This window comes from Micromonospora sp. NPDC049081, from assembly GCF_040648835.1.
Taxonomy (GTDB): domain Bacteria; phylum Actinomycetota; class Actinomycetes; order Mycobacteriales; family Micromonosporaceae; genus Micromonospora; species Micromonospora antibiotica.
This window is the reverse complement of the sequence record NZ_JBEZEK010000001.1, coordinates 167,932-188,357: the sequence shown is the minus strand read 5'-3', so window position 1 is coordinate 188,357 and position 20,426 is coordinate 167,932. Positions and strand designations below refer to the sequence as shown.

Sequence of the window (20,426 nt, the reverse complement as noted above, 5' to 3'; positions counted from 1 at the left end):
GATGAACCGCAGAAAGAACGGGACCGCGCTGGTCCAGACCCGGCCGGCCAGGATCGCCCTGGCCGCGGTCGTGCTGGCGGCCACCGGTGCGCTCACCGTCACCTTCGTCTCCAGCGGCGGAAAGGGCACCGCCGACGCCGCCACCAGCCTCGACCAGTTCGTGCAGATCGAGAACGTGTCGCCGAACGTGCGGAATCCGCCGCCGGCTGCCGGCGGGTCGACCGGCCGGTTCACCGTGGACTGCGGCACGAACGGCAACGGCAAGTTCAGCCCGGACAACCCGGTGGCCCAGCCCGGCATCCGCAACGGCGCCGAACACGTCCACGACTTCGTTGGCAACCTGGCCATCACCGCGAACTCCTCCAACGCCGACCTGGACGCCTCCGGCACCACCTGCCGCAACGGTGACAAGTCGTCCTACTTCTGGCCGGTGGTGCGCATCGACAAGAGCGTGCGCAGCGACAACCAGGTCCAGCAGGCCCTCGCCCAGACCCAGCCGGTGGTCGTCTGCCCCTCGGTCGGCAAGCGGCTGCGTGCCGTCCCCACCGGGGCCCGCGGCACCGTGGACCGGCTGCTCGCCGAGCTGGACCGCCAGCAGGCCGCCGCGAACCAGCGGATGACGGCCAGCCGGGGCCGCATCGACGCCGCGTTCAACCGGGAGGTCATCGACTCGCTGCGGGAACGCCGCGCCGCGATGATCAAACAGATCAGCACCACGGTCACCGCCGCCGGCGGCAACCAGCCCGGCCTGGTCTCACTGGTCGAGTGCGACATCAGCTACGACGACATGCACGCCCGGATGCCCGGCAGCGCCCACCGCGCCAGCATCAAGGCGGCCCAGGCCGCGAACCCGCGCATCCAGTGCCCCACGGTCCGCGACAAGCTGCCCGGCGTGCCCGCCGGGGCGCTCGCCGAGGTGAACCGCAACCTCGACGAACTCGACCGGCAGATCTCCGAGGCCAACGAGCGCCTCGTCACCAGCCGGGGCCAGGGCGGCCCGGCCTTCGTCGACAACGCCATCCTCGGGCCGCTGCGGGCCAAGCGGATCGCCGTGCTCGACCGGATCGCCATCGCGATCAGCCGGCAGGCCGCCCGTCCGCAGGGTCTCGAAGCGTTCGCCACCTGCACCCTGGACCAGGCCCCGGGTGCCTCGGCGGCACCGAGTAACGCGCCGACCGCCGCCGCGCCCACCACCCCCGCCGCGCTGCCCGACCCGCAGGGCCCCGACTTCGAGCTGCCCGGCAACACCGGCGGCATCGTCCGCCCGGCGCAGGTGCTGATCGAATACCGGGGCAACCCCGTCAGCAAGGTGGTGCCGATGCCGAAGTTCCTCCGTGCCCTCACCGGTGACGCCAAGCCCACCAGCCGGGGCCCGGCCAACGCCCGCGCCACCTGGAGCTGCTCGGGCTTCGCCGACCGGCTCTCCGACAAGTACCCGATCTGCCCCGCCGGCAGCCAGGTCCAGCGCGTGCAGGACTTCCCCGGCTGCTGGGACGGCAAGAACATCGACAGCGACAACCACCGCAACCACGTCGCTTTCGCCGACAAGGCCACCGGTGCCTGCCCGCAGGGCTTCCAGGCGATCCCGCAGCTGCGGATCACCATCGGCTACGACATCCCCCGCGACGTGCAGGTCAAGGGTCAGTACGCGCTCGACTCGTTCCCCGAGGAGAACCACAACCCGTTCTCCGACCACAACGACTTCGTCAACGTCAACTCCGCGCAGACCATGCAGCGCATCGCGACCTGCATCAACAAGGGCAAGAACTGCTCCTGACGTGCCGGGGTGGGAGCCTGCACACGAGGCTTCCATCCGGGGCGGCAGTGCGGACAGGGGGTGGGTGCGGCGAACGGTCGCCGCACCCACCCCCACCGTTACTCCGTCGGTCGCGTCACCGACCACCGACGCCGGGTTGCTGCCGGCGGGGGAGGGCCGGGGTCGGTTACGGCGTGACGGAGAGCAGGTGGGCGCGGTAGCCCTCGCCGTAGCTCTTGGTCGGGGTGCCGCTGTAGTCCTCGATGAGCACGTTGCCACCGCTGCAACCCCACGGGTTCCAGGTCCACGCGGTGTAGCCGAGCCGCTTGCTGTCCAGCCAGGTCATCAACCGGTCGATGTAGTCGTGGGCGCAGGTGTCCTGGCCGATCTCCCCGGCGTGCACCGGCACCTGCGCGGCCACCGGCGCGATCTGGGTGTCCCAGCAGGTCTCGGTGACGCAGGCGTTGAAGTTGTACGAGTGCCAGGAGGCCACGATGTTGTTGCGCGGGTCGGTCGGCTTGTAGGCCAGCCACTGGGTCAGGTCGTTGGTCCAGGTCAGGCCGGGGACCAGCAGGACGTTGGTGGCGCCGGTGGCGCGGACGGCGTCGACCAGGCTCTGCATGCCCGCCACCGGGTACTCGATGCCGGTGCAGGTGCCGCCGTCACGCAGGCAGCGCCACGCGGCCGTCATGTCCGACCAGTTGTTGGCGGCGTCCGGGTACGGCTCGTTGAACAGGTCGAACAGCACCGCGTCGTTGCCCTTGAACGCGTTGGCGACCCCGGTCCAGAACTGGGGTGTGTACTGCCGGCTCGGCATCGGCTTCTGGCAGGTGGCGTTCACGTCGGGGCAGGCCGAGATGTTGCCGGTGTACTGGCCGTGGGTCCAGTGCAGGTCGAGGATCGGGTTGATGCCGTTGGCGACGAGCAGGTTCGCGTACGCCTTGACCGCCTGCTGGTAGGCGGTCCCGCTGGGCGAGCCGGACAGGCCCAGCCAGCAGTCCTCGTTGAGCGGGATCCGGACGGCGCGGATGTTCCAGGCCTTCATCGCGTCGACGGAGGCCTGGTCGACCGGGCCGCTGTCCCACATGCCCTTGCCCTGCACGCAGGCGAACTCGCCGCTGGCCCGGTTGACGCCGAGCAGGCGGTAGGTCGCGCCGGCCGCCGTCACCAGCCGGTTGCCGGAGACCCGCAGGTTCGGCGCGGCACCGCCGGGCGGCGGGGTGGTCGTCGGCGGCGGGGTTGTCGGCGGGGGAGTGGTGGGTGGCGGCGTGGTGGTGGGCGGCGGTGGGGTGGTCGTGGGCGGTGGGGTGGGCGTCGTGGGGTCGACCACGCCGGTGCAGGTCGTCCCGTTGAGCGCGAACGACTTGGGTACGGGGTTGGTCCCGCTCCACGCGCCGTTGAAGCCGATCGTGGTGGACGCGCCGGTGTTCAGCGCGCCGTTCCAGCTCAGGCTGGCCGCCGACACCCGGGCGCCGGATTGCGACCAGGTGGCGCTCCAGCCCTGGGTGACCCGCTGGTCGGTGTCCGGGAAGTCGAACGTCAGCGTCCAGCCGGCCACGGCCGAGCCGAGGTTGGTGATGGCGATGTTGCCGCTGAACCCGCCGTTCCACTGGCTCTGCACGGTGTAGGTGACCGCGCAGCCCGAGGCCGCGGCCGAGGCGGGCAGGGTGGCCGCGGTCAGGCTGGCCGCCACCAGTGTGCCGGCGGCTGCCGACGCCAGCAGGGCATGTCGACGTGTCATGAAGCTCTCCTAGATTTAGCGGGGAGCGTCGATGGGAGCGCGTCTGCGAGCTTTCTTTATGCGCCTCACTAAGTCAAGCGTATCGATGCCGTTTCGACGGACTGCCAGGTGAACCACACCACTGACCTATCGGGGCGTGCTGGTCGTCTCCCGGGCCACCACGGTTTCGGTCGCACACCACCGCTCCGGCACCGACCCACCGTCGATCAGCCGCAGCACCGACTCGCCCACCGACTCCCCGAACGAGTGCACGTCGAGGCTCATCGTGGTCAGGGCCGGCGAGGCCAGCCGGCACAGGCTGGAGTCGTCCCAGGCGATCAGGCTGACGTCACGGGGGACCCGGTGGCCCAGCTCCTTGGCCGCGTGCAGGCCCGCCACCGCCATCAGGTCGTTGTCGTAGATGATCGCCGTGGGTGGCTCGGCCCCGGTCATCAACCGGGCGGTCAACCGGGCCCCGGACTCCGCCGAGTAGTCGCCCTCCACGACGACGGCATCGACGTCGGCGGCCAACATGGCGGTGGTGCGGGTCCGGGTGTGCAGCAGGGTCCCGGGGCCGGTGATCCGGGCTATCCGCTGATGCCCGAGACCGACCAGGTGCGCCAGGGCCGCCCGCATCGAACCGACGTCGTCGCGCCGTACCGCCGGGGTGTCGTGGCTCGGCTCCCCCGCTACCACGACGGGCAGCCGCAACTCCCGCAGCACCGCCGGTCGGGGGTCGTCCACCGACGGGTTCACCAGCACGATCGCGTCGACCAGCCGCTGCTGCGCCCACCTGCGGTACGCGGCGATCTCGGCGGCGTGATGGGCGACCACGTGCAGCAGCACCGACCGACCGTGTCCGGCGAGCCGCTCCTCGATACCCGCGATGAACTCCATGAAGAACGGTTCGGTGCCGAGCAGCCGGGGAGGGCGGGCGAGCACCAGGCCCACCGCGCTCGTCCGCCACGCGTCGTCCACTGCGTACCCCCGGTCAGTCAGCTTGCCGATTCGGTGAGCCTGGTCCGCTCCTCGGCCAGGTGTTCCGCCGGGCGCGGCCCGTGGCCCAGGGGCACGAGCTCGGATTCGAGGATCAATGCGGCGGCGCCGATGGCCGAGGCCGTGGCGGCGGACCGGGAGAGCCGCACGTCGACGGTGTGTGTGCCCCGGGAGAAGGCGGTACGCAGTTCGTGCCGGACGATGGGCAGGTACACCGACCCGGCGGCGGCCAGACTGGGACCGGTCAGCACGAGCACCTCGAGGTCCATGAGGTTCGCCAGGGTCCGGGCGGCCGTCCCGACGTACCGGGCCGACCGCTCCAGCAGGGCCAGCGCGCGCGGCTCGCCCCGGCGGGCGGCGCGGCTGATCGCGGCGAAGTCGGCGACCACCGAGGAGCGCCGGCCACCGGCCGCCAACCCCGCCGCCCGGGTCGCCGCCGGATCCGACCGGACGGCGGCGACCACCGCCGCCGGCCCGGCCAACGCCTCCACGCACCCCCGGGCGCCGCACCAGCACCGGGGGCCGTCGGCCGACACACTGACATGGCCCAGTTCACCGACGTTGCCGCTCGGCCCCCGGTAGGTGACGCCGTTGATGACCAGGCCGGCACCGATGCCGGTGCCCATGTAGAGGGCGGCGGCCGAGGTCGCGGTGCCGAAACCGCCCGTCCAGTGCTCGCCCAGCGCCGCCGCGGTCGAGTCGTTGTCCAACACCACCGGCAGGCCCGCCACCTGTTCCAATGCCCGGCCCAGCGGGAACCCGTTCCACTGCCGCATCGCGGGGGCGAGCCCCACGTCCGGCGGGCCACCGATGCCCCGGGGGGCGTCGACCGGGCCGGGGAACACCACGCCGACACCGAGGATCCGCAGGCGTTCCACCCCGACCCCGTCGATCAACGCGGCGATCTCGGTGGCGATCCGGGCGACCACCACCTGCGGCTCCTCGGCGCCGGCACCCGGTCGGGAGATCCGGGCCACCACCGTCCCGCCCAGGTTGGTCAGGGCGTACGTGATGACACCGTGGTCCAGGTGCACGCCGACGGCGTAGCGGGAGGTGTGGTTGAGCTGGAGCAGCACCCGCCGCTTGCCCCCGGTCGACTTCGCGTGCCCGGTCTCGACGACCAGATCCTCGTTGATCAGCTTGCGGACCAGGGTGGAGATGGTCGGGGCGGTGAAGCCGGTGGCCCGGATCAGGCCGACCCGGCTGATCGTGCCGGCCGCCCGGATCGCGTCGAGAACAACCGACTTGCTGCTCGCCTGGGGTTTGCTCGCTGCTGGTCCGCTCACTGCTTCTCTGCCAGGGGCTGTTAGGTCGGCCGAGCCGAGTATACAAGGATCCCGATGTCACAGGGCTCGGCTGCGGCAGATGACCGTCGCGTCGTCGGTCGCGACGCCGTGCCGGTCCTCGGCCTGCCGGACCTGTCGGATGACCTCGGCCGGACCGTGGTTCAGCAGGCGCAGCAGTCCCGCCCAGTCGGTGAGCCCGAAGGTGTCCACGAGTCGGCTCGCACCATTGCTCAGCAGCGCCGCCAGCGTCACCTCGCCCGCCGGGTGGTTGCCGGTGACCGCCTCGGCCACCACCTGCGGGTCGTCCTTGGCCACCCAGAAACCGCCCGGCTTGTTGCGGTGCCCCCGCAGCTCGCGGAGCAGCCGCCGGTACTCCTCGCTGCCGGCGGCGACGCCCACCAGCCGGCGCTCGAAGGACCGGGCGATCACCACCTCGCGGGGGTCATGGGCGACGACCGGCGCACCGGACGCCCGCCCGACGACCACCACCGCGTCCCCGAGGACCAGGTGCTCGACCAGGTCGTCGGAGAACCGGAGCATCGACACGGCGGCGTGCGGGCTGCTCGGGTGGGTGACGTCGCAGGTGTCCCGGTGGACGTCGGTGACCTGGACGATCCCTTCGGCCAGGACCTCCCGCAGGCTCCGCTGCGCGGACAACCCGCCCAGCAGGGCGCCACCGAGCCGGTTGGCGTACCAGGCCACGCCGTGGCGGCAGACCTGATCGGCACCGGGAACGCCACCCGCGCCGTCGACCAGCACCAGCCCGGCCGCCACCGCACCGGCGAAGTCCTCGTTGGGGCGACCGGGATGTCCCGCGTCGGTCGCCAGCACCACCCGCACGCTCTGATCATCACACGGTCGGCCCGGCGGGCGTGGCCCCGACCGGCGGCGGCCGTGCCACGTCCGCCGGGACCGCCGGCTCACGCGGGGCGCGGCGCGTCCCGTCGGCGTCGGTAGTCGGCGGCCGTCGGGACGGTGGGGAGTACGAGCAGCAGGACCAGGTACGGGATGCCGAGTAGTCCACCGGTGACCAGGGTGAGCAGCAGTACGACGGTGCGGACCCAGTCGACGCGGAAGTCGCCGTACGCCGCGATGCCGAGGCAGACGCCGCCGAACCACTTCCCCTCGTCGATCCGGCACCAGAACCGGCCCCGCGGGTGTTGTCCGGCGGCGGGTGGTGGGGGACCTGCCGGGCGGACCGGGCCGAACCCGTCCAGGATCGCTGCCATCTGCGCACCGGTCACCGGGGCGCGGCCCGGCCCGGTGAGGGCGTCCAGGCGGTCGCCGATCGCGGCTTCGAGGTCTCGGACGACGTCGTCGGCGTCCTCGTCGGTGTCCTGGTCGCCGCGCAGCGCGCGGTGCGCCTCGTCGAGGTACCGCCGCAGGGCGGCACGGGCGTCGCCGGTGGCGGGAAAGGCCGTGTGGTGGCCGGTGAGCCGGATGGTGGTCGGGTCGTCCACGGAGTCATCGTCCGATCGTGTTGATCATGTGGGTGAGTTCGTTCCAGTGCTCGCGGAACGTGGCGAGCTGAGCCGTGCCGGCCCCGGTGAGGGAGAAGTACTTCCGGGGCGGGCCGGACGGCGACTCACGCCATTCGTGCTGCACGAGCCCGTCGCGGCGCAGCTTGCTCAGCAGCGGATACAGCGTGCCCTCCTGGGTGGGGAAGTGGGCTTCCTGGAGTGCGGAGAGGATCTCCGCCGCGTACCGCTGCCGGGACTCGACGGTGGCCAGGACGAGGGGTTCGAGCAGGCCGCGTCGCAGCGCGACGAGCTTGGGGTCGGTCTGCATGCGGCTACCTTGCCACAACAAGGTACCTGTGGCAACGCCGGACCGGGCGGCAGCCCCCCGGCCCGGTCGAACTCGCCGTACCCCCGGGGGGTAGGGCAGCTACCCGACGTGCGGGTTCAGCCCACGCCCCCGCAGTCCACCAGGATCTTCACCTCGCCGCCGGTGGCCAGGGCCCCGAACGCCTCGGCCACCTCGGCCAACGGCACGATCCGGGTGATCAGCCGGGTGGCCGGCACCTGTCCGGTGTGCACCAACCGGACGGCCTCGGTGTAGTCCCCGCGTTCGTAGACCCGGACGCCGATCATCTCCAGTTCACGCCAGAAGACCCGGTGCAGGTCCACCTCCCGGGGGGTGGGATGGATCGCCACGATCACCAGCCGACCGCGCGCGGCGAGCAGGTCGGTCGCGGTGCGGACCCCGGCGGCCGACCCCGACACCTCGAAGACCACGGCGGCCCCGGCACCACCGGTCGTCTCGTGGACGTGCCGGGCGACGTCGACCGTCGCCGGGTCGACCGTGCGCAGCCCGAGTTCGGTGGCGAGCGCGCGGCGACGCGGGTCGAGTTCGAGCACGGTCACCTCGGCGCCGGTGGCCCGGGCGACCGTGCCGATGAGCAGGCCGACCGGGCCGGCCCCGATGACCACCGCGTGTTCACCGGCGGTGAGCCGGGAGCGTCGCACGTCGTGCACGGCCACCGCGGTCGGCTCGATCAGGGCGGCGTGGGTCAGCGGCAGGTCCCCGGGCAGTGGCACGAGAATCCGCGCGGGCACCGTCCAGGACCGTTGCATCGAGCCGGGGGAGTCGATGCCGACGAAGGTGAGCCGGTGACAGATGTGGCTGTGGCCGGCCCGGCAGGCGGCGCACTCGCCGCACCAGTCCAGCGGCATCACGGTCACCGGATCGCCCACCCGGTGGTCCTCGACCCCCGGGCCGGTCTCGGCGATCCGACCGGACATCTCGTGGCCGATCACCGCCGGCACCCGCACCCGCTGGTCCATCGCACCGTGCGCGATGTGCAGGTCGGTGCCGCAGATCCCGGTGTACGCGACGTCGATGCGTACCTGGCCGGGGCCGGGCGGCACGATCGCGGTCGGCTCGACGACGAAGGTGTTGTCGCCGACGTAGTGTGCGCTGTGGTTCATGACGCCTCCTCGGTCAGGTGCCAGACCTCGCGCATCGGGGCCCACCAGTGCCCCGAGCCGGGTTCGGCGAGCGATTCCTGGCATGGATCGGTCAACGTCCACCACTGCCGGGTACGGGGGTCGTCGGCGATGCGGCGCTGGTCGGCGTCGTGGTCGGCACCGACGTACTCGTAGTAGCCGAACAGCAGGTCGTGGTGCAGGAAGATGCTGTAGTTGCGGATGTTCGCCGCGCGCAGCGTCTGCTCGACGTCGGGCCACACGGCGGCGTGCAGCCGAAGGTAGGTCTCGCGTTGCTCCGGTCGGAGCCGGATCAGCCAGCCGTAGCGTTGCACGTCGTACCCTTCCGGTTGCGGTGGCGTTCTCCGGCCGGCCGGGTGTGCGGTACCCGGGGGTGACCGGAGCCGGGGAAAACATCCGATGTCTCTATATTGGGGTGGGCTGTCGTCGCCCGCCGCGCACGGACCGTCGTGACGACGCCCGACGGACCGGCCAGAAGGGGACGCGGATGGCACTGACCGACGACGCGATCGCGAAGATCCGGAGCATGGTCCAGAGTGGTGAGCTGCCGCCGGGGGCCCGGCTGCCCCCCGAGCCGCAGCTGGCCGAACAGATGGGCCTGTCGCGCAGCGGGGTCCGGGAGGCGGTCAAGGTCCTCGAATCGGCCCGGGTGCTCGACGTACGACGCGGCGACGGGACGTACGTCACCAGCCTCGCCCCCCGGCTGTTGCTGGAGGGGCTGGGGGTCGCGGTGGAGCTGCTGCGCGACGACACGCTGTTGGAGGTCATGGAGGTGCGGCGGCTGCTGGAACCGATGGCGACCGGCCTGGCGGCGCTGCGGATGACCGACGCCCAACTCGACGACCTCAGCGCCATCCTGGAGCAGATGCGGGCGGCGGCCGACGACGCGGAGCAGCTGATCCGGTTCGACACGGCCTTTCACCACACCGTCGTCGCGACCACCGGCAACGAGACCCTCACCTCGCTGCTGGACGGGTTGTCCAGCCGTACGCTGCGGGCCCGGGTGTGGCGGGGGCTGATCGAGAGCAACTCCGCGCACACGACGATCGACGAGCACCACGCGATCTACCTCGCGCTGCGCTCGCGCGACCAACTGCTCGCGCAGGCGAGTGCGTTGCTGCACGTCAACACCTCCGAGGCATGGCTGCGGACGGTGCTGGCCGCCAAGGTGGCGAACGGGTGAGCCCACCGGCCGGGATCACGCGGGCCGCGCCGGGAGCAGCGCCGCGACCCGGTCGGCCAACCGGTAGGTGCGTACGGCGGTGCCGGCGAGGATCTCGTGCCGTTCCCGGTCCGACAGCGGGGGCAGCGCCGCGGTCAACGCCCGCCCCACCCCGGCGTAGTCCGACCTGAGCAGGCATACCGGCCAGTCCGACCCGAACATCAGACGCTCGGCACCGAACTCGGCGACCGCCACCTCGACGAAGGGGCGCAGCTCGTCCGGTGACCAGTCCGGGCCGGCCTCGGTGACCAGGCCGGACAGCTTGGCGGTGACATTGGGTCGGGCGGCCAACGCGGCCAGCGGGCCGCGCCAGCGCCGCAGCCCGGCCGTACCCTCGTCGATCCGGGGTTTGCCGAGGTGGTCCAGGACGAACCGGAGCTGCGGCACCGCCCGGGCCGCCCGTGCCGCCGCCGGGAGCTGGTCGGCGCGGATCACCAGGTCGAACGCCAGCCCGGCGGCGGCGAGCGCCGCGAGCCCGCGACGCACGTCGGGCCGGTCGAGGTAGTCCGGGTCCGCCTCGCCCTGCACCTGTGAACGCACCCCGGCCAGGTATTCGCCGCCGCGCAGCCGGCGGTACCGCCCGACGGTGGCGGGCACGTCGTCGGCGGCGACGTCCAGCCAGGCCACCACCGCCAGGATCGGTGCGGTGTCGGCGGCGTAGCCGAGGAATTCGGCCGCCTCGTCGGGATGGCAGCGACCGCCCTCGACCAGCACGGTGCCGGCCACCCCGGCGGCGGCCAGCTCGGTGGTCAGCTCCGCCGGGGTGAACGGCCGCCGGATGGTGGCGAGTTCCGGCGCGTCGAGCCAGGTGTACCCGCGTTCCGGTCGCCACAGGTGGTGGTGCGCGTCGATGATCATGGGATGGGCGCTTCCGCCGGCACCGATGCGTCGACCCACTGCGGGCCGTCCGGGAACCGGAACGCGGCCAGCGAGGCCGGCAGGATCTCCGCGCTCATCCCCGGGGTGGTGGGTGCCAGGTACCGCCCGCCGGTGACCCGGACCGGGTCGACGAAGTGTTCGTGCAGGTGGTCGACGTACTCGATGGCCCGGTCGTCGGTGCTGCCGCTGACCGCCACGAAGTCGAACATCGCCAGGTGCTGCACCAGCTCACACAGCCCGACCCCACCGGCGTGCGGGCAGACCGGCACCCCGAAGTGCGCGGCGAGCAGCAGGACCGCCAGGTTCTCGTTGACCCCGGCGACCCGGCAGGCGTCGATCTGCACCACGTCGACGGCGTCGGCCTGGAGCAGCTGCTTGAACATCACCGCGTTGTGCACGTGCTCACCGGTGGCCACCCGGACCGGACTGAGCGCCTTGCGTACGGCGGCGTGCCCGAGGATGTCGTCCGGCGACGTCGGCTCCTCGATCCAGTACGGGTCGTACGCGGCCAGCTGCCGCATCCACCCGATCGCCTCGGGCACCCCCCAGATCTGGTTGGCGTCGACGGCGAGGCGGATCTGCGGCCCGACTGCCTGCCGGGCGATGCCCATCCGGCGTACGTCGTCGGCCAGGTCCCCGCCGACCTTGAGCTTGATCAGCTGGTAGCCGTCGCGGACCGCCTCCGCGCAGAGCCGGGCCAGTTTCTCGTCGTCGTAGCCCAACCACCCCGGGGTGGTGGTGTACGCCGGATACCCCTCGGCCAGTAGCCGCTGTTCCCGCTCGGCCCGACCGTCGCCCGCCCGCCGCAGCAACGCGAGCGCCTCGTCCTCGGTGAGGGCGTCGCGCAGGTAACGGAAGTCGACCTGGGCGACGAGCTGTTCGGGGGTGAGGTCGGCCAGCAGCTTCCACAGTGGCTTGCCCGCCCGCCGGGCGGCGAGGTCCCAGACCGCGTTGACCAGGCCACCGGCGGCCATGTGCACGACCCCCTTGGCCGGGCCGAGCCAACGGATCTGACTGTCGCCGACGAGCCGGCGGGCGAGGGCCCCCGGGTCGGCGACCAGCTCGTCGACCGGCTGGCCGATCACCATCGCGGCCAGCGACCGGACGGCGGCGACCTGGATCTCGGTGCCGCGTCCCACCGTGAAGACCAGCCCGTGCCCCTCGGCGTCCGCCGAGGTCCGCAGGACGACGTAGGCGGCGGAGTAGTCGGGGAACGGGTTCATCGCGTCCGACCCGTCGCGGTGCACGGAGGTGGGGAAGCGGACGTCGATCGTGTCCACCGAGGTGATGCGTTCAGTCAACGGAACTCCTGGAGGGGGAACGGTGCTGGGCCTGCGGCCCGCTTCGTGGGCGTGGCGCGCGGGATCGGGGTGGGTCAGGTCTGTGCCTTGCCGCCGGTGATGCGGGAGACCACCAGGGCGACCAGGATGACCGCGCCGTTGAGGAAGTTCGTCCACTGTGCCGGTACCCCGGCCAGGGTCAGCACATTAATGATCATGAAGAGCAGCAGGACACCGGTGAACGCGCCGAAGACGCTGCCCTTGCTGCCGTTGAGGCTGACCCCGCCGATCACCGCCGCCGCGAAGACCTGGAAGATCGCGCCGTCACCCTGGGCCGCCGGCACCGCCGCCAGCCGGCCGCTGATCAGCAGCCCGGCGAGAGCGGCGAGCACGCTGGCCACGATGAGCGCGACCCACAGCACCCGGTCGGTGCGGATGCCGGCGGCCCGGGCCGCGTCGGCGTTGCCGCCGATGGCGTACAAGGCCCGCCCGGCACGGGTGTGACCGAGCACCACGATCCCCACGGCGAACAGCAGCAGCGACACCCAGATCGAGGCCGGCACCCCGAACCAGCTCGTCGAACCGAGGTACGTCATCGACCCGGGCAGCGCGAAGAAGGTCTGGCCACCGGAGATGCCGGTGAGCAGTCCCCGCAGGATGATGAGCATGCCCAGCGTCACGATGAAGCCGTTGAGCCCGAACCGGACGATGAGCAGCCCGTTGAACGCCCCGACCAGCGCCCCGACCAGCAGCACCACCGGCACCGCCCAGGCGTCCGGCAGCAGGCCGAGCCCCAGCCCCCGGGTGAGGGCCGGATCGACGACCAGCCAGGCGGCGATGCCCGGGGCGAGCCCGAAGGTGCTCTCCAGCGACAGGTCCATCTTGCCGGTGATCAGCACGATCGTCTGGGCCAGCACCAGGATGGCGATCTCCGACATGCTCTGCAGCACGTTGATGACGTTGTCGGAACTCAGGAAGACCGGGCTGATGATCCACCCGACGATCGCCACCGCGACGATCGCCGGCACCAGCGCCAGGTCCCGCAGCCGGGCGAGAGTCAGGTGCCGCGACGGCGGTCGGCTCGGTGGCGGCACCGGAGGCGACGCCTTGCCGGTGGACAGCGTTTCAGACATGGTGGATGTCCACCCCTTCCATGGCGGCTACCAGATCGTTGTCGCTCCAGCCGTGGGCCATCTCGCCGACGACCCGCCCCTGGAACATCACCAGCACCCGGTCGCAGATGCGCAGGTCGTCGAGTTCGTCGGAGACCACCAGTACGGCGGCGCCGCGCCGCCGTACGTCCTCGACGACCCCGAGGAGGGTCTGCTTGGACCGCACGTCGACCCCGGCGGTGGGTGTGATCAGCACCAGCAGCCGCGGGTCGTTGGCCAGCGCCCGGCCCATGACGACCTTCTGCTGGTTGCCGCCGGACAACTCGGCGACCGGCACCTGCGGCCCGGCCGCCTTGATCGTCAGGTCGGCGATCGTGTGCCGGGCCAGGGCGTCGCGACGGGCCGGCGAGATGATGCCGTACCGCCCGATCCGGTCCGGCACGGTCATCGTGACGTTCTCCGCGATCGACAACGACGGCACCAGACCCTCCCGGTGCCGGTCCTGCGGCACCAGCCCCACCCCGGCGGCGAGGGCGTCGGGCACACTGCCCGGTCGTAACACCCGGCCGGCCAGGCTGACCGTCCCGCCCACCGGGCGGGCGAGACCGACCATCGCCTCGGCGACCTCGACCTTGCCGCTGCCGCCGCCCCCGGCGAGGCCGACGACCTCGCCCGCCCGGGCCTGCATCGACAACTCGGCGCCGGACGAGGTGACCAGGTCCCGTACCGACAGCAGCACCGGCGCGTCGGACGTCAGGGGCCGACGGTCGGCCTCCGGCATCGTCACGTCCTCCCCGGTCATCGCGGCGACCAGCGCCTGCCGGCTCAACTCGGCGACCGGGGCGGTGACGACGTGCCGGGCGTCGCGGAAGACCGTGACCCGGTCGCACAACTCGTAGATCTCCTGCAGGTGGTGGCTGATGAACAGGAACGTCACGCCGTGCGCCCGCAGGTCCCTGATCCGGGTGAACAGGCGGCTGATGCCGGCGGCGTCGAGCTGGGCGGTCGGTTCGTCGAGGATGATGAACCGGGCACCGAAGGACAACGCGCGGGCGATCTCCACGAACTGCCGCTGCTCGACCGAGAGCGTCGCGGCCGGCTGGCGTACGTCGACCTCGACCGACCAGGCCGCCAGCAGCTGTTCGGCCTCCCGTCGCAGGCTCGACCAGCGGATCAGTCCGCTGCGGGAGCGCGCGTGCCGGTTGAGGAACAGGTTCTCCGCCACGGTGAGGGTCGGGATGATCGTCGACTTCTGGTAGACGCACGCCACCCGTTGCCGCCAGGCGTCCCGGTCGGCCAGTGGTGGGGCGGGACGCCCGTCGAAGGCGACCGCCCCGCCGTCGGCGGCCAGCAACCCGGTCAGGATGCCGACAAGCGTCGACTTGCCGGCGCCGTTGCGGCCCACCAGGGCGTGGGTCTCACCGGGCCGGACCATGATCCCAGCCCCGGACAGGGCGACCGTGGAACCGAACCGTTTGCTGACGTCGACCGCCTCGACGACGGGTCGGTCCTGGCCGACCGGCCCGTCGCCGGGGCGGTGCGGGGTGGTGGCACTCATGCGTTGCGGCCCCACAGCGAGGCGTCGTCGAACTTCACGGTCGGCTGCCCCCCGATCGGTGCGCCGTCCAGGGTCACCAGGGGCGCGGGCAGTTGGTCCTCCAGCAGGCCGTCGCGTACCTGGATGATGGTGCTGCCGTGGTCGGTGGGGCCGGGCTGGAACGTCTTGCCCTCGATCGCCGCCTTGGCGTACTCCAGCCCGTAGCGGGCGTAGAGGTCGGCGGGTTGGCTGACGGTGGCATCGATCAACCCCTCGCCGATGTCCTTCAGCTCCTCGGGGATGCCGTCGTTGGACACGACGAAGACGTGCTTCGGGTCGGTCGGCGGCACCTGGAGGCCCCGCTGCTTGAGGATCTGCAGGGTGCCCGACAGCGCGAACGAGGACTGCATGTAGACGCCCCTGATGTCCGGGTCGGACGCGAAGCGGGTCTGCAACTTCGACGCCGCCACGTCGGCCTTCCAGTCGGTCGCCTCGCCGAACACCTTGATGCCGGGGAAGTCCCGGCCCATGCACTCGTTGAACGCCTCGGTGCGGTCCCGCCCGTTGATCGAGTCCAGGCCGCCCTGGAGCATGACCACCTTGCCCTTGCCGCCCAGCTTGGCGCCCAGGAACTGGCACGCCTTGGTGCCGTACGCGCGGTTGTCGGCGCGGACCACCATGAACACCTTGCCGCTGTCGGGTCGGGTGTCGATGGTGACCACCGGGATCTTGCGACCTTCCAGCTGGGTCAGGGTGGGCGCGATGGCGGCGGTGTCCTGCGGGGCCATCACCACCGCCTTGACGCCCTGGCTCATGAAGGTCTGGGCGTTCGAGATGAGGTTCGCGATGTCGTTCTGCGAGTTGGTGGTCTTGAGTTCGATCCCCAACCCGTCGGCGGACTGCGGCACGTACCTGATGTAGGAGTTCCAGAAGTCGGTGTCCGAGCGGGGATAGTCGACCCCGATCAGCGGCTTGCCACTGCCCGTTGCGGTCCCGCCGCCCGACCGGTCACCGCAGCCGGCGGCGAGGGTGGCCGTCACCCCGAGCAGCACGGTCAGTCCCGCGCTCACCAGATGTCGGTGGTTCATCGTGTTCGCTCCGTTCCTCGGGGGAGTGGTCCGGCGCGGGTGTCGCCGCGACCGCGCCGGCTGGTGCGCCGCGCGGATCAGCCGGGAGCGACGGTCCACGGCAGGTTGGTGCTGCGGTCGAAGCGCCACTGCCTCAGCGGTGGGCCGGCGGCGGCGCAGTCGCCGCCGGAGGTCAGCTCCAGCAGGTACGCCGGGGCGTCGGCCGCCGGGCGTCGGCCGACCGACGCCCGGCTCTCGGTGCGGCTGCTGGGGCCGGGGATGGCGACGGACGCGGGACGGGACACGGAGATCCCTCCTGACGGCGGGTGGGTGCGGGGTGATTTCCTGCACGCTCGACCGAGACATCAGACGTTAGAGTTTCCAGTGTGTAACGTCAATGCCTCGACCGTCGAGCGCGGTGCTGAATATGCCAGCAATCCGGGTGTCCTCGGCGAGGTGCGGCGGGCAGGCGTCATACCAATCGCGCCGCCGCGCCCGTGACCGGGCCGAGCGGTCGGGCCGAGCGGTCGGCCCGACCGGTGAGCCTCGGTGGCGAGGCGGGGACACTCCCGTCCCGGTGCAGAAACGAACGCTAACATCGAAGGCTCTCTTTTTCTTGCTCCTGTCGAGGTGAGTCGGCCGCTCCGGCCCCCGCCGCCCGCCCCGCCACCCCGTGCGGCTCCCCGGTCTGCCCGGTTCCGGGTCGCCGGTGGACGTCCAGCAGGTGTGCCGTCCCGGGCCGGCTGTCGCGCGCCGGATCTAAGAGATTTCCCATTTGCATTGGCGAGCATCGATCTCGATCGCCGCGCAGGGCGGCTGGTCAGAACAGGAGCAGCCATGTCCGTACGACAGTCCCGTACGCTCGACGACCCGGCCACGCGCCCGGTCGGCACCCTGCCCACCGCACCGGACGGGTGGCGGGGCCCCCTGCTGGACCACCTGCCACCCCGCGAACGTCGGCTCTTCCACCGGTTCGGTCAGGGCCCCCGGGTGCCCGCCCCCGAACTGCGCGTCCACCAGGCGTTCGCCCGCTGGGCCGCCGCCGTCCCGGACGCCGTCGCCGCCGAGCACCTCGGGGTACGGATCGGCTACCGCGAACTGGACCGCCAGGCCAACCGGCTGGCCGCCCGGCTCACCGCCCTCGGCGTACGGACCGGGGACACCGTGGGCGTCTTCGCCAGCCGGTCCCTGCCGATGCTGGTGGGGATCCTGGCGACGCTGAAGGCGGGGGCGGCCTACGTCCCACAGGACGTCCGGGTCGCACCCACCACGCAGCTGCGGCAGGTCACCTCGGCGGCCCGGTGCCGGGTGGTGCTGACCACCGCGGCCACCCTGGACGCGGTGCCGCAACTGCCCGGGGTGCCCCGGCTCGCGGTCGACGAGCTGATGGCCGAACCACTGCCCCCGGGGCAGCACCTGACCGCCCCCGTCCCGGACCGGCCGGTCCGCGCCGACGACGGCTGCTACGTGCTGTTCACCTCCGGCACCACGGGCACCCCCAACGGGGTCACCGTCACCCACGGCAACGTGGCCAACATCCTGCTCACCGCCCCCGGCGACCTGGGGATCCGGCCCGGACGGACGGTCGCCCAACTGCTCAACGTCGCCTTCGACATGGCGGCCTGGGAGATCCTCGGCTGCCTCGCCAACGGCGGCACCCTGCTCGTACGCGACCGGGACCTCACCGCCACCGCCGCCCGCGCCGACGTGGTGATCGCCACCCCGTCGGTGCTCGGCCGCATCGACCTGGACCGGTGCGACGGGGTGCGGGTGGTCGCGGTGGCGGGGGAGCCCTGTCCGCGTCCGCTGGCGGACCGGTGGGCGGTCGGCCGGGTCTTCTACAACTGCTGTGGGCCGACCGAGACCACCATCGTCAACACCATGCACCGCCACCGGCCCGGCGGGGCGCTCACCATCGGCCGGCCGACCCCGAACAACACCGTCTACGTCCTCGACGCCGACGGCCGGCCCTGCCGCATCGGCGAGACCGGGGAGATGTGGGCCGGCGGTGACTGCGTCTCCGCCGGTTACCTGGACAACGACGTGCTCAACGCCGAGCGGTACGCCCCCGACCCGTTCCTGGGCGGTGGCCGGCGGATGTTCCGCACCCGGGACCGGGGGCGCTGGCGTGCCGACGGGGAACTGGAGCACCTGGGCCGCACCGACGACCAGGTCAAGGTCCGGGGGTTCCGGGTCGAACTGGACGCGGTCTCCACCGTGCTGGAGACGGTGCCCGGCTGCCGGCTGGCGGTCACGCTCCGGCTGACCGACCGTGACCTGGTCTCCTTCGTCGCCCCGGCGGAGGTGGACCCGCAACGGTGCCGGGACACGGTGGCCGCCGCGCTGCCCTACTACTGCGTGCCGGCGGCCGTGCACCCGCTGCCCGAACTGCCGATGACCGGGCGGGGCAAGGTCGACCGGGACGCGTTACGCCGGATCGCCCTCGACCTGCGGTGGCAGTGGGCGCACATCGAGGCGGCGGCGGCGTGAGCACCACCGGACTGCGACCCCCGCCGGTTCCTGCGGCGCGTCCGCGTACCGCGGCGGCGGTCACGACCGGCGACGCGCCGCCACCGCCGGGCTCGACGCTGCGCCGGCTGCTGGCCCATCCCCGGTTCATGCACCACCACCGCCTGGTCGCGGCGGTCGTCGCGACCAACCTCGCCCTGCTGGCGTACGGGCTGACCGCCGGCTGGTGGGGCGGCCCCGCCGCGCCCGGCGCGCTGGGTGCCGCCGCACTGGCCAACGTGGCGCTGGCGGTGCTGGTACGCCAGCAGTACGTGGTCAACCTGCTCTTCTGGCTGGCCACCCGGGCACCCACCCACTGGCCGCTGCGGATCCGCGCGACGTTGGGCAAGGTCTACCACTTCGGCGGGCTGCACGTCGGCGCGGCACTGGCCGGGACCGCCTGGTACCTGGCGCAACTCGGCGCGCTGACCGTCGGCGACGCGCCGGCCGGGGCGCTGGTCACCGGGTACGCCGCCGCCGTCGGGCTGCTGGCGGTCGTCGGTACCGCGCTGCCACCGGTACGGTCGCGCCGACACGACCTGTTCGAACGCACCCACCGGCTCGGCGGCTGGGCGGTCCTGCTGCTGCTCTGGGCGCAGGCCGGTTTCTTGGCCGGCGGGCCGGCCGCGCTGGCCACCTCCCCGCAGGGCGGGGTGCTCGCGGTGCTGACCGCCAGCATCGCCCTGCCCTGGCTGCGGCTGCGCCGGGTGCCGGTTGTGGTCGAACGCCCCTCGTCGCACGTGGCGCTGGTCCACTTCGACCACGGGGTGACCCCGTTCCCCGGCTCGTCCACCGCGGTCAGCCGCAGCCCGCTGTGGGAGTGGCACTCCTTCGCCAACGTGCCGGCGCCGGGCCGCAGCGGGTTCCGGCTGACCGTCTCCCGGGCCGGCGACTGGACCGGGCGGTTCATCGACGACGCGCCGCAGCGGGTCTGGGTGAAGGGGATCAGCACCGCCGGGGTGGCCAACATCGAGACCCTGTTCCGGCGGGTGGTGTACGTGGCGACCGGCAGCGGGATCGGCCCGGTGCTGCCGCACCTGCTGGCCGGGCAGGTGCCGGCCCGCCTGGTCTGGGTGGCCCGCCGGCACCGGGAGACCTTCGGCGACGGGCTGGTCGACGAGATCCTCGCCCACCAGCCCGACGCGCTGCTGTGGGACACCGCCCGCGACGGCAAGCCCGACATGCTGCGGCTGGCCTGGCAGGCGTACCGCGAATTCGACGCGGAGGCGGTCATCTGCATCTCGAACCGCCCGCTGACCTGGCAGGTGGTGCGGGGCATGGAGGAACGCGGGGTGCCCGCGTACGGCGCCATCTGGGATTCCTGACGACATGGAGGCGACGATGAGGATCACCGTGGAGAAGGACGACCGGGTGGTCACGGTGCGGCTGTGCCGGCCCGAGGTGCGCAACGCGCTGGACACGGCGCTGCTGACGGAGCTGGTCGAGACGTTGCGACCGCTGGACCGCGATCCGGGGGTGGGCTGCTTCGTGCTCACCGGCTCCGACGAGGTCTTCGCGGCCGGGGCGGACATCCGGGAGATGGCCGGCAAGTCCTTCCTGGACGTGGCGTTGGAGGACCACTTCGCCGGCTGGGACGCGTTCGCCGCGCTGCGTACCCCGAAGATCGCCGCGGTGGCCGGCTACGCCCTCGGCGGCGGTTGCGAGCTGGCGATGATGTGCGACCTGATCTTCGCGGCGGACAATGCCCGGTTCGGCCAGCCGGAGCTGCGGCTGGGGGTGATGCCCGGCATCGGCGGCACCCAGCGGCTGACCCGGCTGATCGGTCCGGCGCGGGCGATGGACCTGGTCCTCACCGGGCGGCAGCTCGACGCGGAGCAGGCGTACCGGTGGGGTCTGGTGTCCCGGGTGGTGCCGACGGACCGGCTGCTGGCCGAGGCGAAGGCCGCGGCGGCGGTGGTCGCCGGGCACCCCAAGCTGGCGACGATGCTGGCCCGGGAGGCGGTACGGCAGGCCGAGGAGGTCGGTGTGCAGGCCGGGGTGCTGTTCGAACGGCGGGCCTTCCACGCCCTGTTCGCCACCGAGGACCAGCGGGAGGGCATGGCCGCCTTCCTGGAGAAACGCCCGGCCCGGTTCGCGGGTCGCTGAGCCCTCCGG

Annotated in this window: 19 protein-coding genes; 5 read left to right on the top strand and 14 right to left on the bottom strand. The window is 72.4% G+C overall.

Annotation, left to right across the window (positions count from 1 at the left end; all coding sequences use genetic code 11):
• Position 1 precedes the first annotated feature (1 nt).
• Positions 2–1,777, top strand: a complete 1,776-nt coding sequence (locus tag AB0B63_RS00515; RefSeq protein ID WP_357013303.1) for a DUF1996 domain-containing protein — start codon at positions 2–4, stop codon at positions 1,775–1,777.
• 166 nt (positions 1,778–1,943) lie between these two features.
• Here the strand turns inward: AB0B63_RS00515 and AB0B63_RS00510 are convergent, their stop codons facing one another.
• The 8 genes from AB0B63_RS00510 to AB0B63_RS00475 all read right to left on the bottom strand — a co-directional run bounded on the left by AB0B63_RS00510 (position 1,944) and on the right by AB0B63_RS00475 (position 9,020).
• Complete coding sequence (locus tag AB0B63_RS00510; protein ID WP_357013300.1) at positions 1,944–3,497, bottom strand: cellulase family glycosylhydrolase; 1,554 nt, start codon at positions 3,495–3,497, stop codon at positions 1,944–1,946.
• 126 nt (positions 3,498–3,623) lie between these two features.
• Positions 3,624–4,454: a substrate-binding domain-containing protein gene (locus AB0B63_RS00505; protein ID WP_357013297.1), complete on the bottom strand. Its 831-nt coding sequence runs from the start codon at positions 4,452–4,454 to the stop codon at positions 3,624–3,626.
• A gap of 17 nt (positions 4,455–4,471) precedes the next feature.
• Positions 4,472–5,758, bottom strand: coding sequence for an ROK family protein (locus AB0B63_RS00500; RefSeq protein ID WP_357013294.1), 1,287 nt, complete (start codon positions 5,756–5,758; stop codon positions 4,472–4,474).
• Between the two features lie 57 nt (positions 5,759–5,815).
• On the bottom strand, positions 5,816–6,598 hold the full coding sequence (locus AB0B63_RS00495; RefSeq protein WP_357013292.1) for a hypothetical protein: 783 nt from the start codon (positions 6,596–6,598) through the stop codon (positions 5,816–5,818).
• A gap of 80 nt (positions 6,599–6,678) precedes the next feature.
• Complete coding sequence (locus tag AB0B63_RS00490; RefSeq protein WP_357013290.1) at positions 6,679–7,218, bottom strand: PspC domain-containing protein; 540 nt, start codon at positions 7,216–7,218, stop codon at positions 6,679–6,681.
• Between the two features lie 4 nt (positions 7,219–7,222).
• Positions 7,223–7,546, bottom strand: coding sequence for a PadR family transcriptional regulator (locus AB0B63_RS00485; RefSeq protein ID WP_357013287.1), 324 nt, complete (start codon positions 7,544–7,546; stop codon positions 7,223–7,225).
• 116 nt (positions 7,547–7,662) lie between these two features.
• Positions 7,663–8,688, bottom strand: coding sequence for an alcohol dehydrogenase catalytic domain-containing protein (locus tag AB0B63_RS00480; RefSeq protein WP_357013284.1), 1,026 nt, complete (start codon positions 8,686–8,688; stop codon positions 7,663–7,665).
• Positions 8,685–9,020, bottom strand: a complete 336-nt coding sequence (locus AB0B63_RS00475; RefSeq protein ID WP_208567559.1) for an L-rhamnose mutarotase — start codon at positions 9,018–9,020, stop codon at positions 8,685–8,687. The genes AB0B63_RS00480 and AB0B63_RS00475 overlap by 4 nt, the downstream gene beginning before the upstream one ends.
• Before the next feature lie 173 nt (positions 9,021–9,193).
• Between AB0B63_RS00475 and AB0B63_RS00470 the strand changes: the two genes are divergently transcribed.
• On the top strand, positions 9,194–9,889 hold the full coding sequence (locus tag AB0B63_RS00470; protein ID WP_219463310.1) for a FadR/GntR family transcriptional regulator: 696 nt from the start codon (positions 9,194–9,196) through the stop codon (positions 9,887–9,889).
• A 15-nt stretch (positions 9,890–9,904) separates the two neighbouring features.
• Here AB0B63_RS00470 and AB0B63_RS00465 read toward each other — a convergent pair whose 3' ends face one another.
• From AB0B63_RS00465 to AB0B63_RS00440, 6 genes are all read right to left on the bottom strand, one after another.
• Positions 9,905–10,786: an amidohydrolase family protein gene (locus AB0B63_RS00465; RefSeq protein WP_357013279.1), complete on the bottom strand. Its 882-nt coding sequence runs from the start codon at positions 10,784–10,786 to the stop codon at positions 9,905–9,907.
• A complete protein-coding gene (locus AB0B63_RS00460; protein ID WP_357013276.1) occupies positions 10,783–12,108 on the bottom strand; it encodes an enolase C-terminal domain-like protein in 1,326 nt (441 codons plus the stop codon). Before AB0B63_RS00460 ends, AB0B63_RS00465 begins: the two co-directional genes overlap by 4 nt.
• Positions 12,109–12,182: 74 nt before the next feature.
• Positions 12,183–13,220, bottom strand: coding sequence for an ABC transporter permease (locus AB0B63_RS00455; protein ID WP_357013274.1), 1,038 nt, complete (start codon positions 13,218–13,220; stop codon positions 12,183–12,185).
• On the bottom strand, positions 13,213–14,757 hold the full coding sequence (locus tag AB0B63_RS00450; protein WP_357013272.1) for a sugar ABC transporter ATP-binding protein: 1,545 nt from the start codon (positions 14,755–14,757) through the stop codon (positions 13,213–13,215). Before AB0B63_RS00450 ends, AB0B63_RS00455 begins: the two co-directional genes overlap by 8 nt.
• Positions 14,754–15,824, bottom strand: a complete 1,071-nt coding sequence (locus AB0B63_RS00445) for a sugar ABC transporter substrate-binding protein (RefSeq protein ID WP_357013269.1) — start codon at positions 15,822–15,824, stop codon at positions 14,754–14,756. The genes AB0B63_RS00450 and AB0B63_RS00445 overlap by 4 nt, the downstream gene beginning before the upstream one ends.
• A 77-nt stretch (positions 15,825–15,901) precedes the next feature.
• On the bottom strand, positions 15,902–16,108 hold the full coding sequence (locus AB0B63_RS00440) for a hypothetical protein (RefSeq protein ID WP_357013266.1): 207 nt from the start codon (positions 16,106–16,108) through the stop codon (positions 15,902–15,904).
• 532 nt (positions 16,109–16,640) lie between these two features.
• Between AB0B63_RS00440 and AB0B63_RS00435 the strand changes: the two genes are divergently transcribed.
• The 3 genes from AB0B63_RS00435 to AB0B63_RS00425 are packed head-to-tail and all read left to right on the top strand — an operon-like array spanning position 16,641 to position 20,417.
• On the top strand, positions 16,641–18,293 hold the full coding sequence (locus AB0B63_RS00435; protein WP_357013264.1) for an amino acid adenylation domain-containing protein: 1,653 nt from the start codon (positions 16,641–16,643) through the stop codon (positions 18,291–18,293).
• Positions 18,290–19,636 carry a hypothetical protein gene (locus AB0B63_RS00430; protein WP_357013262.1) on the top strand — a complete coding sequence of 449 codons (1,347 nt, stop codon included), beginning with the start codon at positions 18,290–18,292 and terminating at the stop codon, positions 19,634–19,636. The genes AB0B63_RS00435 and AB0B63_RS00430 overlap by 4 nt, the downstream gene beginning before the upstream one ends.
• A gap of 16 nt (positions 19,637–19,652) precedes the next feature.
• On the top strand, positions 19,653–20,417 hold the full coding sequence (locus AB0B63_RS00425; RefSeq protein WP_219463294.1) for an enoyl-CoA hydratase-related protein: 765 nt from the start codon (positions 19,653–19,655) through the stop codon (positions 20,415–20,417).
• Positions 20,418–20,426 lie beyond the last annotated feature (9 nt).

Excerpts from the sequence above, each read along its gene's own strand:
- AB0B63_RS00425 (WP_219463294.1), top strand. The coding sequence starts at position 19,653 with ATGAGGATCACCGTGGAGAAGGACGACCGGGTGGTCACGGTGCGGCTG.
- AB0B63_RS00445 (WP_357013269.1), bottom strand. The coding sequence starts at position 15,824 with ATGAACCACCGACATCTGGTGAGCGCGGGACTGACCGTGCTGCTCGGG.
- AB0B63_RS00450 (WP_357013272.1), bottom strand. The coding sequence starts at position 14,757 with ATGAGTGCCACCACCCCGCACCGCCCCGGCGACGGGCCGGTCGGCCAG.
- AB0B63_RS00515 (WP_357013303.1), top strand. The coding sequence starts at position 2 with ATGAACCGCAGAAAGAACGGGACCGCGCTGGTCCAGACCCGGCCGGCC.
- AB0B63_RS00470 (WP_219463310.1), top strand. The coding sequence starts at position 9,194 with ATGGCACTGACCGACGACGCGATCGCGAAGATCCGGAGCATGGTCCAG.
- AB0B63_RS00485 (WP_357013287.1), bottom strand. The coding sequence starts at position 7,546 with ATGCAGACCGACCCCAAGCTCGTCGCGCTGCGACGCGGCCTGCTCGAA.
- AB0B63_RS00465 (WP_357013279.1), bottom strand. The coding sequence starts at position 10,786 with ATGATCATCGACGCGCACCACCACCTGTGGCGACCGGAACGCGGGTAC.
- AB0B63_RS00480 (WP_357013284.1), bottom strand. The coding sequence starts at position 8,688 with ATGAACCACAGCGCACACTACGTCGGCGACAACACCTTCGTCGTCGAG.
- AB0B63_RS00510 (WP_357013300.1), bottom strand. The coding sequence starts at position 3,497 with ATGACACGTCGACATGCCCTGCTGGCGTCGGCAGCCGCCGGCACACTG.
- AB0B63_RS00455 (WP_357013274.1), bottom strand. The coding sequence starts at position 13,220 with ATGTCTGAAACGCTGTCCACCGGCAAGGCGTCGCCTCCGGTGCCGCCA.
- AB0B63_RS00435 (WP_357013264.1), top strand. The coding sequence starts at position 16,641 with ATGTCCGTACGACAGTCCCGTACGCTCGACGACCCGGCCACGCGCCCG.